The organism is Streptosporangium sp. G11, from assembly GCF_051192615.1.
Classification (GTDB): Bacteria; Actinomycetota; Actinomycetes; order Streptosporangiales; family Streptosporangiaceae; genus Streptosporangium.
Window position 1 is genome coordinate 23397 of the sequence record NZ_JBPJUQ010000052.1, and the last position, 13092, is coordinate 36488.

The 13092-nt window shown below is 70.9% G+C and carries 12 protein-coding genes; 6 read left to right on the forward strand and 6 right to left on the reverse strand.

Features of this window, described 5'->3' with window-relative positions:
- Positions 1-49 precede the first annotated feature (49 nt).
- Complete coding sequence (locus ACSDR0_RS34865) at positions 50-1273, reverse strand: SfnB family sulfur acquisition oxidoreductase (RefSeq protein ID WP_435293189.1); 1224 nt, start codon at positions 1271-1273, stop codon at positions 50-52.
- A 530-nt stretch (positions 1274-1803) separates the two neighbouring features.
- On the reverse strand, positions 1804-2232 hold the full coding sequence (tnpA, locus tag ACSDR0_RS34870) for an IS200/IS605 family transposase (protein WP_435293190.1): 429 nt from the start codon (positions 2230-2232) through the stop codon (positions 1804-1806).
- Positions 2233-2264: 32 nt separating this feature from the next.
- Here tnpA and ACSDR0_RS34875 point away from each other — a divergent pair, with 32 nt between their 5' ends.
- Genes ACSDR0_RS34875 through ACSDR0_RS34890 form a run of 4 tightly spaced genes read left to right on the forward strand, consistent with a single transcriptional unit; the run spans position 2265 to position 5769 of the window.
- Positions 2265-3524 carry an RNA-guided endonuclease InsQ/TnpB family protein gene (locus ACSDR0_RS34875; RefSeq protein WP_435293191.1) on the forward strand — a complete coding sequence of 420 codons (1260 nt, stop codon included), beginning with the start codon at positions 2265-2267 and terminating at the stop codon, positions 3522-3524.
- Between the two features lie 57 nt (positions 3525-3581).
- Positions 3582-3920, forward strand: a complete 339-nt coding sequence (locus tag ACSDR0_RS34880) for an ABC transporter permease (protein WP_435293192.1) — start codon at positions 3582-3584, stop codon at positions 3918-3920.
- Between the two features lie 37 nt (positions 3921-3957).
- Positions 3958-4206, forward strand: a complete 249-nt coding sequence (locus tag ACSDR0_RS34885; protein ID WP_435293193.1) for a hypothetical protein — start codon at positions 3958-3960, stop codon at positions 4204-4206.
- Positions 4207-4266: 60 nt separating this feature from the next.
- Entirely contained in the window at positions 4267-5769 is a 1503-nt protein-coding gene (locus ACSDR0_RS34890) for a hypothetical protein (protein WP_435293194.1), read from the forward strand.
- Positions 5770-5869: 100 nt separating this feature from the next.
- Here ACSDR0_RS34890 and ACSDR0_RS34895 read toward each other — a convergent pair whose 3' ends face one another.
- Positions 5870-7240, reverse strand: coding sequence for a S41 family peptidase (locus ACSDR0_RS34895; protein WP_435293195.1), 1371 nt, complete (start codon positions 7238-7240; stop codon positions 5870-5872).
- Positions 7241-7328: 88 nt separating this feature from the next.
- Here ACSDR0_RS34895 and ACSDR0_RS34900 point away from each other — a divergent pair, with 88 nt between their 5' ends.
- Positions 7329-7982 carry a response regulator transcription factor gene (locus ACSDR0_RS34900; protein ID WP_435293196.1) on the forward strand — a complete coding sequence of 218 codons (654 nt, stop codon included), beginning with the start codon at positions 7329-7331 and terminating at the stop codon, positions 7980-7982.
- Entirely contained in the window at positions 7979-9172 is a 1194-nt protein-coding gene (locus tag ACSDR0_RS34905; protein ID WP_435293197.1) for a sensor histidine kinase, read from the forward strand. The genes ACSDR0_RS34900 and ACSDR0_RS34905 overlap by 4 nt, the downstream gene beginning before the upstream one ends.
- On the opposite strand, the gene ACSDR0_RS34910 is transcribed toward ACSDR0_RS34905, so the two are convergent.
- The 3 genes from ACSDR0_RS34910 to ACSDR0_RS34920 form a co-directional block, all read right to left on the reverse strand.
- On the reverse strand, positions 9102-10118 hold the full coding sequence (locus ACSDR0_RS34910) for an aldo/keto reductase (protein ID WP_435293198.1): 1017 nt from the start codon (positions 10116-10118) through the stop codon (positions 9102-9104). The genes ACSDR0_RS34905 and ACSDR0_RS34910 overlap by 71 nt on opposite strands.
- A 327-nt stretch (positions 10119-10445) precedes the next feature.
- Positions 10446-11465, reverse strand: coding sequence for an LLM class flavin-dependent oxidoreductase (locus ACSDR0_RS34915; protein ID WP_435293199.1), 1020 nt, complete (start codon positions 11463-11465; stop codon positions 10446-10448).
- Between the two features lie 178 nt (positions 11466-11643).
- Positions 11644-12708 (reverse strand): methyltransferase, encoded by a 1065-nt coding sequence (locus tag ACSDR0_RS34920; protein ID WP_435293200.1) that lies wholly within the window; start codon positions 12706-12708, stop codon positions 11644-11646.
- Between the last annotated feature and the right edge of the window lie 384 nt (positions 12709-13092).

A 13092-nucleotide genomic window follows, 5' to 3' on the forward strand; every position in this document is an offset into this window, starting at 1 on the left:
GTCGCCGCCGTACCGCTGTGCCGTCTCGCCGCCTTGCCGGCGAGACGCGCTAGAGCAGGCCGTGGCGGGGTGGAAGCCGTCCGTTGAGCACGTAGCGGCCGATGTGCTGGACCTTCCAGCGGGCCGGGTCGTGCAGCGTGTGCGTCCTGGCGTTGCGCCAGTGGCGGTGGAGGTTGAGCCCGCCCAGGCTGGCGCGGGTGCCGCCCAGCTCGAAGACCGCGCTGCCCAGCTCGACCGCGACCGGGTCGACGTACGCCTTCACGGTGGCCACCGCGATGGAGGCGGCGGCGGCCGACTCCTCCGTCAGGTCCGCCGCCGCGGCGTCCACCTCCCGGCCGGCCGCGGCGAGGAGCGCCTCCGCGGCACGCACCTTGATCGCCAGCTCGCCCGCCCGCTGGATGATCAGCGGGTCCTCCGCGGCGCTGTCCAGCCCGCTCTCGAACCAGGGCCTCGCCTTGGTGCGGACGAACTCCAGCGCCTCCGCCAGTGCCCCGCCCGCGATGCCCACGTCGATCGCGGCGTGCAGCAACTGGGCCACCGCGCCGTGGAGCTGCGGCCCGGTGAACGTCAGGTGGTGCGGCACCACGCGGTTGGCGGGCACGCGCACGTCGTCGAGGCGCACGGTGCCGCTGGCCGTGGTCCGCTGGCCCATCCCGGCCCAGTCGTCGATCACCGTCAGCCCGTCGGCGTCCCTGGGCACGTACGCCACGTGCAGCGTCTCGTCCTCGCGCCTGGCCAGCACCGGGATCCAGTGCGCGAACAGCGCGCCGGTGCTGTAGTGCTTGACCCCTCGCAGCAGGAAGCCGTCCTCGCCGTCGGGCACCAGCCGCGTGCGGTAGTCCTGCACGTGCCTGGTCCCGGCCTCGGACTGCGCGTTGCCGAGCCTGGCGCCGGCGAGCACCTCGCCGAAGAAGAACTTCCGCTGCTCGGGGGTGCCCTGGCGGCGGAGCACGTTGACGTAGACGAAGTGGCTCTGCGGGATCTGCGCGATGTTCGGGTCGGCGGCGGCCAGCAGGCGCACCACGTCGGAGAGGGTCTCCGCGCTCACGTCCGCGCCGCCGTGCTCGCGCGGCACGGTGATCGCGAGCAGCCCGCTCGCGGAGAGCCGGTCCAGTTCTCCGACGGGCAGCAGCCGCTCGGCGTCCCGCTGGGCGGCGCCGGGCGCGAACTCGGCCGCCAGCGCGCGGGCCGTGGCGACCGCCTCGGCGTCATCGGCGATCACATGCGCCCCCGGCGGGCCAGGGGCCTGGGACGTTGTGCTGTCGATACTCATACTGGTGTCCGTTCTGCACGTTACGTTAGGATCACCCTAATTCCTGCATAAAAGGTAGGCAATATCTGCTTTGGTGACGTGCGACTTCATGACAGACGGCCGGGTGGCCGGATCGCCGCTCGCGAACGCGCGTCGCCCGTACGTCGCGTCGCGCGCCGCGTGTCGCGCCGTCCGGGAGTGGCGAGGTCGTCTGAGGTTGTCGCGTCGGGCGCGCACGGCCTCGCGGACCCCTCTGGATTGCCGGCGGGTCTCGAGATCATCCGTCAGTGGAAAAGGTCGACAATTATACCTACTTTTCCTCCTTGGCGCTGGCCCGCGAGCCGGGGGTGCTGCTCGACGAGCCGTTCCCTCCCTGGCCTGGGCATCGGCGAGGGACTGAAGATCGTCCTGGTGGTGATCGGCGCGTTCTTTCCCGTCTACCGGTTTCGTCCGTAGTGCTCCGGCCTTCAGGCCGGGGGGGGGAGGGACTGTCCCGCGTAGCGGGGCAAGAACAGTCGATTCGCCGCCAGGCGAACCGGCGTCCACCCCGATCAGACCGGCCGGTTTTGCTGCTCGATGTACTGCTTGACCACGGTCAGCGGGGCCCCACCAACCGACCCGGCGAAGTAGGAGCCGGACCAGAAATGGTCACCCCACAGGTACTTGCGAACATGGGTGCCGAACTCCTTGCGCAGCATCCGAGCCGAAACCCCCTTCAGCGAGTTGACCAGCTTGGACAAGGCGACCTTGGGCGGATAGTGGACCAGCAGGTGGACGTGGCCGTCCTCGCCGTTGAACTCGCGAAGCTCGACCTCGAAGTCGGCGCAGACCTCCCGCATGATCTGTTCGCATCGGACCAGCATCGGGTCGGTGAAAGCCCCCCGCCGGTACTTGGTGACGAAAACCAAATGAGCGTGGAGGTGGTAGACGACGTGCCGTCCGGTGCGCACATCTGGGTTTGGTTTCCATCTCGGTGACATAAACCAAATGATACGATCAAGGTGTGGGGAGGGTGAAGCAGACGCGGGCGCATGTGGCCCTCCTGGAGTTGAACGCGGCCCAGGTGGCGGTGCTGGACGGCCAGGCGCACACCGCCCGCGCGCTGTGGAACCTGCTGCACGAGTACTTCACCTTCCGCCAAGGCCGGTTCGCGACGTTGAAGGAGTGCGACGAGGCGATCCGGGCGGCTCGTCATGAGATCGACTGGATGGGCCAACTGCCCGCCCAGGCGGCTCAGGCGGTGTTGAAGACCTACCGGCAGGCGTGGGCGAACTTCTTCAACCCTGATCACCCCGCCAAACGCCCGACGTTCAAGACACGGTTCCGATCCCGCCCAGCCGTCGATGTGCCCCAGGCCCGCGACCTGCAGATCAAGCGGGTCAACCGGCGCTGGGGTGCGATCAACCTGCCCAAGGTCGGGCGGGTGCGGTTTCGGTGGACCAAGGACCTGCCCGGCGTCACCAAGGGCGGCCCGGCCGGGCGGATCACCGGAGCCCGGCTGGTCAAGGACGCCTTCGGCTGGCAGATCGTGTTCCGGACCCAGACCATGGCCGCTGCGGTTATGGACACCCATCCCGGTCCAGCCGTGGGGATCGACCGGGGGATCACCGTCGCCTTGGCGTTGTCGGACGAGACCGTGCGTGAACACGGCCCCTGGCTTACCGGCGGTGAGCGTGAACACCTGCGCCGCCTGGAGAAGAAATCCGCCCGCCAGCGCGCTGCCCACACCCCCGGACAGCGGACCTCTCATCGACTGATCCGCACCTACGACCAGATAGCCAGGCTCCGCGCGACAGCCAAGCGCCGAGCCGTCGACTGGCAGCACCAGACCACCGGCGAACTCGCCGACACCTTCAGCGTGGTCGTGGTGGAGGATCTGAAAATTACGAACATGGTCCGCTCTGCCAGGGGCACGATCGAACAACCCGGCCGGAATGTGACGCAAAAGGCAGGGCTGAACCGTGCCATCACCGGCGAGGCATGGGGCCGCACGCTCATCCTGCTGGAGTACAAAACCCGTGATCGCGGCGGGCTGGTGGTGAAGGTCCCCGCCCCGGGCATGTCGCAGACCTGCCACCGGTGCGGGCACCGCGACACGGCCTCCCGTGACGGCACCCGGTTCTCGTGTGCCAACCCCGCGTGCGGGTGGACCGGCCACGCCGACACCAACGCCGCGATCAACATTCGCAACGCCGCAGGAACTGTGGTGTCAGGACGTGGAGACCTCGGGGCTGCCCGGTCTGCGAAGCGTCAACCTCCGCGCGCCGCTTAACCGCTACGCGACGGGAGAATCTCCGGCCTTTCAGGCCGGGGAGGAGTTCAAACCACGGTGTTCACGGCCCTGACGCACGTCGATCCACACCTGGTGGAGGCGGGACGGGCCTACGGCCTGCGCGGGGTGAGACTGCTCGTCCGGATCCGGCTTCCCTCCGCCGCGCCCGCGGTGTTCGCCGGCCTCCGGCTGGGGCTGGCCCAGGGGCGGCTGTTCCTGGTCGCCGCCGAGCTCATCGCCTCCTCGATGGGCCTCGGTTTCCTGCTGATCGACAGCCAGAACACCGGCCGCACCGACATCCTCCTGCTGTCCATCCTGCTGCTGGCCCTGCTCGGCAAGGCCGCCGACGCCGTACTGGGACTGGTCGAGCGGCGCGTCGTCCAGGACAGGTTCTAAAGGCCGCGGCCGCGTGACGGTGTCCGCGATCGCGCGGGTGACAATCCATCGTGGACATCGTTCCCCGACCGGGCCGTCAGCCGACCGGCGATCGTGCACGCGCACGTCCCCGGACCCGGCGCTCGGCTTCCGCGAGTTCGCGTGGTTCGACTTCGGCGACACGGAGGAGAGAACGGCGGTCGTCGAGGCGCCGAAGGTGATGGGGGGCATGACCGGCGGGAACGGAGCCATGATCTCCTCGATCCACGCCAGGATCGAGGGGGAGAGCCGGACGATCAACCTCTAAGATCTTGCTTCTTGTCGCAAGAAGGAGATTGGTATGTTTCGGCGCCATTTAGGGTCACTTGTGGTTGGGCTCTATCTGGTGTCCGCGGCCGTCGCCGCAGTGGTCGGTGTCGTCACCGACGACATCGAGGCCTTCTGGCTGGCCGTCGTATGGTCTCCGCAGGACGAATCGTTCCAGGACTTCCCCGACGACGGCTCCTCCGGAGGCGCCCCGGGGCTCATCCCGCTCCTCGTGCTGAAAGCCTGGATGCTCTGGCAGGTCTTCACCGTCGTTTCGCGCGAGGGCAGGCTGGCCGACCGGCGGGTGATCTGGCTGCGGTGCCTGCTCTACCTGGCCGTCGCCGGCCTGCTGATCCTCTGGTTGCCGATCGGGTCGATTCCCGGCGTCCTCGGCGAGATCATCGGCCTGGTCGTGTGGGGCCCGATACAGGTGCTGTTCGTCCTGATCCTCACCGGCGCTTCGGGGCGGTTCCGGGCGGTCGCCCTGATCTTCGCCGGGCTCAGCCTGGTGGCCATGGTGGTGAGCGCGCTGGAGGAGATCTCCGGGGTGCTCATGCCCCGGATGCTGCTGTTCCTCGGCGTGGCCGCTCTGGCCTGGCAGGTGATGATCCTCATCGGCCAGCGGGAGGACGGCCGCTGGAGCGCCGCCACGGTCACGATCGGCCGTATCGCCCTGCTGCTGTCGCTGGCGACCCCGCTGATCGGCATAGCCGCCCACCTCCTCCCTCTGCTCACCCCTCTGGTCCTGGGCCAGTTGGTGGGGGAGTTCAACGTCTTCAACACGGTGTGGCTCGCCCGCTCCGCCCACGAGCTCGCCGAATCCCGCACGCCGGTCGCCTCCCGGGGCGGCAGGCCGCCCGCTCCGCCCAGGGCGGTCCTGGCGACGGCCGTGCTCCTGCCGCTGTTCGTGGTGATCCAGCCCGAGCAGACACCCCGCCTCGCCTACGGCGGCTGGGCGGAGGAGTGTCCCGGATGTTCCGGGGCGATCGCCGCGCGGGAGCCCGGCCCGTCGCGTTCCGGGGCCGAGGCGCGTCCGGCCGTCCCGCAATACGTCGCCGAGACGAACGCCCGCTGCGCCGACCCGTGGCCGGGGCTGCGGGCCAGGCGGCAGGGGACGGCCGCGTACCTCCTGTCCGAGGGCGGCGGTTACCACGTCTACGACTTCGACGACGACTCCGAGGACGGCGCCTTCGAGGTGGCCGTGGACGACGGGTTCGTCGGTGCCGTCGGCAGCTCGGCGGCCGTGATGACCTACGGCGAGAACGAGCCGATGTGCCTGACCGTGAAGGCGTTCGGCTCGGCTCCGCCGCCGAGGCTCAGGGGCTGGGACCAGGTGGCCGAGGTCGGCATCGTCAGCCGCAGCGGCCATCTCGGGGTGCCCCGGTACTCCGATGGTGGCGACGAGGGCGCCGGGGCACGCCTGCCCAACCTGGCGGTGAAGGGCGCCGGACGCTACCGGCTGCGGGTCTACGCCCGGGAGGCGGCCGATTTCGAGGAGCATCTGGTCGTGGTCTTCCCCGGCCGGTCCACCAAGAAGATCGTTTACCGGCCCGTTCCGCGGTAGGCCGTTGACGGCGCCCCGGGCGGGCACGGGCGCCCACCCGGGGACCGCGGGAGCTACCGGGATCGTTCGCGATGCTCCGGCCTTCGGGCCGGGGAGCGTGTCAAAGGATCGAGAGCGCCTTGGCCACGCCCGGGTCGCGTCCGGTGGCCAGGTCGAGGGCGGTCATGGGGGCGTAGTGGTCGACCGGCACCCCGACCGTGTCGATGATCTCGCGGTCGGGGCCCAGGTGCCGGACCTTGGGCAGGAGCAGGACGCTGCCGTCGTCGAGCAGATATCCGGTGGCGGGACCGGAGACGGCTCCGGCGGTGCGGGTCCCGACGAGGGTGCCCAGGTCGTTGCCCTTGACGGCCGCGCTGAAGTCGTCGCAGGCCGAGGCGCACCCGCGGTCGGTGAGGACGACCAGGCGCAGGCCGAGCAGCGGGACGCTGTCGTCGGTCCTGTTGGGCACGCAGTCGCCCTTGAGCGGGCAGAAGTAGCTGGTGACCTTGCCGTGCGCGAACGCGCCGAGTAGCCGCCTCACCTCGCGAGGCGATCCGCCGCCGTTGCCGCGCAAATCGAGGACCACCGCCTTCGGCTTGCCCCCCAGCTTGGCGATGACCTGGTCGGCGGCGCCTTCGTGGAACCCGGGCAGCTGGACGTACGCGACGCCGCCAGGGAGCGTCCTCGACGTCACCGCCGGAGGTTGCCGTGTGATGGGGCCCTCCTTGAGCTCGACGGTGCGGATCCGTCCGGTCGTGGGGCGCTTGAGCGTGATCCGTATCGGGTCGACGGCGAGGGCGTCGACGAAGCCCTGGTTCACCTTGTCCCCGACGAACGGCGGTACGCCGTTGACCTTGACCACGATGTCGCCGGGTCTGATGTCGGCCTTGGCGGCGGGGCTGCCGGGCAGGACGCGGGTGATGAACAGCGGCGGCCGGGCCGCCGGGTCGAGTTGCGGGCCCTGCATGGCGGACGCGCCCACGATGCCCGTTCCCGTCGGCCTGCCCTCCGACGGCGGGGCTGGCCTGACCCAGCGGGCGTGGTTGTCGTGCAGCCCGGCGACCATGCCGGTGATGGCGGCGCGCAGCGCGGCGGGGTCGCCGGTGCCCAGGACCCTCGCGAAGGCGGCCCAGTCGCTGTCGCGGTCGCCGGTCAGGGCGGGCAGCCGGAGGTCGGCCCGGTCGGCGCCGCGCCGCACCAGGTCCCGGGTGTAGGCGGAGAGGGCGTTCTTCAGCGGCTCCTTCGAGTCCATGGCCGGGCCGCCGTAGTAGTTGTCCAGCACGCAGAAGTACGCCTGCCGGAGCGTGTTCACCGAGGTCGGCGGCGCCGATTCCGGCGGTGGCGCCGTGATGGGCGCGCAGTCCCCGTCAGGGGCGGCGGCCGGCGCCGACGACGGCTTCGCCCGGGGCGCTGGACCCGACGCGAATGCCGGGGCGGTCACGGACACGGAGCAGGCCGTCACCAGGACGGCGGCGCAGAGGGTTCTGATCATGGTCGCCAGCGTGGCCGGACGCGGGTTGCGCGGCGGTGAACGGATTGGTTAACGCCGCTGTTACCCCGGTTCGGGTAGGAACGTCGGCATGCGGGTTCTGGTGGCCGAAGACGAACGCGACCTGGCCGATCTCGTGGCGGTGGGGTTGCGCCGCCACGCCATGGCCGTCGACGTGGTGTACGACGGGGCCGCCGCGGCGGAACGTCTGGCGCTGCACGACTACGACGTTCTCGTGCTGGATCGGGACCTGCCCGACGTGCACGGCGATCTCGTGTGCCGTGAGCTGGTGGCGAGCGGGAGCCGTACACGGATCCTGATGATGACGGCCGCGGCGTCGGTGCCGGAGCGGGTCGCCGGTCTCGGGATGGGCGCCGACGACTACCTGCCCAAGCCGTTCGACTACGCCGAGCTGGTCGCGCGGGTGAAGGCGCTGGGGCGGCGCAGCCTGTCGAGGGTGCCGCCGGTGCTGACGCGGCACGGGATCGTGGTCGACACGCACCGGCTCCAGGCGTCGCGGGACGGAAGGCACCTGCACCTGTCGCTCAAGGAGTTCGCCGTCCTCGAGGTGCTGATGAGGGCGGACGGCGCGGTCGTGAGCTCCGAGCGGCTGCTCGAGGAGGCGTGGGACGAGAACGCCGACCCGTTCACGACGGTGGTGCGGGTCGTGGTCAGCCGCCTGCGGGCGAAGCTGGGCGACCCGCCGTGCATCCAGACGATTCCCGGCGCGGGGTACCTGCTGTGACGACGGTCCGGACGCGCCTCACGCTGATCTACTCCGGGCTGTTCCTGCTGACCTCGGTCGTGCTGCTCGTCACGGTCAACCTGCTGCTGCGGCAGGCGCTGGACACGCGGATCGCGCGGTTCGCGGTGGCGTCTCCGGAGGCGCCACCGGCACCGATGCGGGGGATACCGGCGGACCGGCCGCGGCGGGTGCCGCCGCTGCCCGAGCTGGTGGACGACGTGGTCACCTACCAGTGGGAGGTGACCACGCTGACGGTCGGGATCCTGGCGCTGGTGTCGGTGGTCGTCGGATGGCTGGTCGCCGGGCGGATCCTGCGGCCCGTCCACCGGATCACCGCCACCGCGCGGCGGCTGTCCCTGTCGAACCTGCACGAACGGATCGCGCTCACCGGGCCGAAGGACGAGCTGAAGGAGCTGGCCGACACGTTCGACGCGATGCTCGACCGGCTCCAGCACTCGGTCGAGGGGCAGCGGCGGTTCATCGCGAACGCGTCCCACGAGCTGCGCACCCCGCTGGCCGTCCAGCGGGCGGCGATCGAGATCGGCCTCCCCGAGGACGCCGGCGAGATCCGCGACAAGCTCCTGTTCCACAACCACCGCACCGAGAACCTCATCGACGCCCTGCTGGTCCTGGCCCAGGCGGAACACGGCCTGGACGCGAGGAAGCCGGTGGACCTGGAGCGGGTGGTACGCCTCGTCCTGGCAGAAGGAGGCTCGGACGGCATCACCGTGACGGCACGGACCGAACCGTTCGTCGTCGACGGGGATCCGATCCTGCTGAACCGGCTCGTCACCAACCTCGTCGACAACGCGGTCCGCCACAACCATCCCGGCGGGACCGTCGAGGTGACGCTCTCCCACGGGGTCCTGACCGTCAGGAACACCGGCCCGGAAGTGCCGGGAGAGCGTTTCGGCGATCTCTTCGAGCCCTTCCGGCGGCTGCACACGACCCGGAAGCAGGGGGCCGGGCTCGGGTTGTCGATCGTCGCGTCGATCGCGAAGGCGCACGGGGCCGACGTACGGGCGAGCCCCAACCCGGGCGGCGGGCTGGAGCTCGTCGTGGTCTTCGCCGGTTACCGGGACCCGGGGCAGGAGGTCCCGCCGACGCCACCCCGCTCCCCTACGACCGGACGCGGGGCTCCGTGGGCGCCGCGCCGAACACCCACGGACCGGCCTCGCACTCGGCGATGAAGTCACCGGGGTATCCCACCTCGAACCCCGTCGCCGACTCCAGGCGCCGTACCGCCTCCTCGGGAAGGACGACGTCGATCGCGCCCAGGTTGTCGGCGAGCTGCTCGACGTCCCTCGCACCGATGATCGGGTGGACGGCGGGGGAGCGGGCGCGGGTCCAGGCGATCGCCGCCTGGGCCGGCGTGACGCCCAGTTCGCCCGCGACCTCCCGCACGGCGCGCGCGACCGCGTGGTCCCTGGCGGTGAGGGAGGTGGGATCGACCCGGGTGGACGCTTCGGCGCCTTCCCCGTCGGTGAACTTCCCGGACAGCACGCCGCCGGCGAGCGGCCCCCACGCGGCCACGCTCATCCCGAACGCCTCGGCCATCGGCAGCAGCTCGCGCTCGACGTCGCGCCTGAGCAGGTTGTACGGCACCTGCAGGCCCGCGAACGGCGTCCAGTCCCGCCACTCCGCCAGGGTGTTGGCGCGGCTGACCAGCCACGCCGGGGCGTTGGAGATGCCCACGTAGAGGATCTTCCCGGCGCGCACGGCGTCGTCCAGCGCCCGCATCGTCTCCTCCACCGGGGTGTGGCGGTCCCACAGGTGCACCCAGTACAGGTCGACGTAGTTGGTGCGCAGCCGCCGCAGGCTGCGCTCCAGGGACAGGGTGAGGTTCTTGCGGTGGTTGCCGGCGGCGTTCGGGTCGTCGCGGTCGCGGGAGAGCGTGTACTTGGTGGCGACGACGAAGCGGTCGCGGCGGCCGGTGAGGAGCTCGCCGAGGATCTCCTCGCTCTCGCCGTACGCGGAGGCCGTGTCGATGACGTTGCCTCCGGCGTCGGCGTAGGCGTCGAGCATGTCCCGGTACGCCTGCGGCGCGCCGGAGCCGTCGCGCTCATAGAAGGTCATCGCGCCGAAGAACAGCTCGGACACCCGCAGCCCGGTCCGGCCCAGCGGTCGGTAACGCAAGGAAGGTCCCCTCTCCTGGAAGTCGTGCCCGAGAGGCCGCACCCTCGGCGCCCCCGGCACCCATCAGGAACAGGGCCGGGCGACTCGCGGGCCGGCCGTCTCAGGCCGCCTCGCGCGCAGGCGTCTCGAACACGGGCCCGAGCCTGGCAGACCGGAGCGCGCCCAGGAAGGCCGCGGTGAGACCAGCCCCGGCAGGGCCACGATAGCGGCGGGACGGTGCGCACCGAACGCGGGACGGGTGCGTAAACGCGGGACGGTGCGCACCGAACGCGGGACGGTGCGCACCGAACGGACTTCCGCCAGGGCGGGCAACGGGCCGGCCGCAGGTCAGGAGAGGCTTTCGCGGGCGGCGACGACGGCACGGAGGATCTCGGCCTGTCCCTCGCCGGTGGCGGCGAAGGGCGAGACGACCAGGGTCGTCGCACCGTTCTCCATGTACTCCCTCATCCGGTCGGCGATCCGCGCGACCGGGCCGAGCAGGGACACGCGGTCGACGAAACCGGCGGGCACGGCGGCCTGCGCGCCCCGGAGGTCGCCCGCGGCGTACCGCTCGTGGATCGAGGCGGCCTCCCGCTCGAATCCCATCCGCCCGGCCAGCGCGTAGTAGAAGTTCCGCTTGTGGTCGCCCATGCCGACGAAATGCGCCACGTAGCCGCGCACCGCGTCCACGGCCGCGTCCAGGTCGTCGTTCACGACCACCGGCAGGCCGGGAAGCACCTCGAAACCGTCCAGCTCCCTGCCGGCGCGGATCCGCCCGTTCCGAAGATGGCCGACGGACAGCGCCAGCGACTCCGGGGTGCAGAAGACCCCCAGCCACCCGTCGGCGATCTCGCCCGCCAGCTCCAGGTTCCGCGGGCCGACCGCGGCCAGGTAGATCGGGACGCGGGTACGAACGGGCTCGGTGAACAGCTTGAGGGGCGTCGCCGTGCACCCCTGCGCCGGTAGCTGGAAGTGCTCTCCCTCGTAGGTCACCTCCTCGCGGTCGAGAGCGCGGCGCACGATCTCGACGTACTCCCGGGTCCGTCCCAGCGGCCGCTCGAACGGCACGCCGTACCAGCCCTCGGAGATGTCGGGGTTGGAGATGCCGAGACCGAGCCGGAACCTCCCGCCGGAGAGGGTGTCCAGCGTCGACGCCGTCAGGGCCGTCATCGCCGGGGTCCGGCCGGGGATCTGGAACACCCCGGACGCCAGGTCGATGTTCCGGGTGCGCAACGCCACCGTGCCGAGCACGGTAGCGGCGTCGGAGCGGTACCCCTCGGGTGCCAGCGCGAGGTCGTAGCCGAGGCTTTCCGCCTCCGACGCCACGTGCACGGCGTTCCGGTAGGTGAGGTTGACACCGAGTCTCATCGCTGTGGCTCCTTCGGGGTGAGGCGATCGGCGGCGGGTACCCGCTCCGGGTCCGGGAACGCGTGAGGTACCTGCTTCGGGGTCGGCAACGCGTGAGGTACCTGCTCCGGGGTCGGCAACGCGTGGACGGCGGAGACCGGCTCGGACGCCGGCGTCCACGCGAGAGCCGGAACCGGGCTCAGGCGGGCTTGCCCTCCACGATGCAGTGGGGCGGAGCCGTCGGGTGGATCTCGGCCAGCTCGAACCCGGACGCCTCCAGCAGCCGGCGCCAGTCGACGGCGGTGCGCTCGGCGCCCTTGTCGTTGACGAGCATCGCGATGTCCATGAGCTTGCTGTAGTGCCACTCGTTGAGCTCGGGGAGCACGCCGTCGATGATCAGCAGTCTGGTGTCCGTCTTGTCGCCGATGGCCCGGCGGACCCGGCGCAGGATGCCCTCGCACTCGGCGTCGCTCCAGTCGTGCATGATCGCCTTCAGCACGTAGGCGTCGGCGCCGCCGGGAATCCTCTCGAAGAAGCTGCCCTCCTCGCAGTGGACCCGGTCGGCCACGCCCTCGCGTTCCAGGAGCTCGCGGGCACCCTTGATCGCCGTCGGGATGTCGTACAGGATCCCGCGCACCGACGGATGGCGCCGCAGGATGGCCGAGAGCATCTGGCCCTGCCCGCCGCCGATGTCGGCGACGACCGGGAAGCGGCCGAAGTCGAACGAGTCGGCGATGCGCGGGGCGCGAGCGTCGTTGAGGGCGGTCATGGACCCGTGGAACACCTCGGCGAACTCCGGGGCGTCCTGCTCCAGATACTGGAACCACGTCTTCCCGCCGCGCAGCTTGGGACCCACGGCCTCGCCGGTGCGGACCGTGTCCATGACGTGTCCCCAGCAGTTCCACACGGTCGTCTCGCCGTAGAAGTAGGCGAGGTTGCGCATGCTCCCGGGAACGTCGCTGCGCAGGTACTCGGCCTTGGGCGTGAGCTCGAAGCGGCCGTCGGGCCGCTCGGCGAACACTCCCACGGCGGCCGACGCGCGCAGGAAGCGGTAGAGCGTGCGGGCGTGCGCCCCGGTCGCCTCGGCGAGGTCGTCCGCCGTGCGCGGCCCGTCGGCCAGCAGGTCGGCGATGCCCAGGCGGGCGACCACGTGGATCACCCCCGATATCCACTTGCCCGCCAGCATCAGCAGGATCTGCTCCTGGTCGGGCCGGTCGTCACTGAACGGCGCGGTGCCGAGTGCCATGGGCGAGGGCTCGTTCATGGTGTTCCCTCCATCGTGTGAGCGAAGGTTCGCATCGCGTCGCGGGGACGCCGGTGCCGCGGAGACCGGTGCGGTGAAGACCGGTGCCGCCGTGATGCTGGCAGCCGCCGCTGGAGATCCGCTCGCCACCGGTTCGAGCGATCCTCGCCACCGGTGCCGCCGGGCCCGATGTGCACCCTCGGTCAGCGGCGCTCGACCGAACCTGGAGGGCGGGTTGCCACGATCTCGGCAATGACGACCGGGCGAGCGCCCGAGTCTCCCCATCGGGAGGACAGATGCGAAGCGGAGCCCGCTGGCGGCGAATACGCAGCGTGACGGTGAGATGGCTGGCCGAAGGCCTGGCGATGATCGGTTTCGGATTCTACGAGCCATCGGCGGACGATC

Coding starts and splice junctions, on each gene's coding strand:
- ACSDR0_RS34865 (WP_435293189.1), bottom strand. CDS start 1,273: ATGAGTATCGACAGCACAACGTCCCAGGCCCCTGGCCCGCCGGGGGCG.
- tnpA (WP_435293190.1), bottom strand. CDS start 2,232: ATGTCACCGAGATGGAAACCAAACCCAGATGTGCGCACCGGACGGCAC.
- ACSDR0_RS34895 (WP_435293195.1), bottom strand. CDS start 7,240: ATGATCAGAACCCTCTGCGCCGCCGTCCTGGTGACGGCCTGCTCCGTG.
- ACSDR0_RS34900 (WP_435293196.1), top strand. CDS start 7,329: ATGCGGGTTCTGGTGGCCGAAGACGAACGCGACCTGGCCGATCTCGTG.
- ACSDR0_RS34915 (WP_435293199.1), bottom strand. CDS start 11,465: ATGAGACTCGGTGTCAACCTCACCTACCGGAACGCCGTGCACGTGGCG.
- ACSDR0_RS34920 (WP_435293200.1), bottom strand. CDS start 12,708: ATGAACGAGCCCTCGCCCATGGCACTCGGCACCGCGCCGTTCAGTGAC.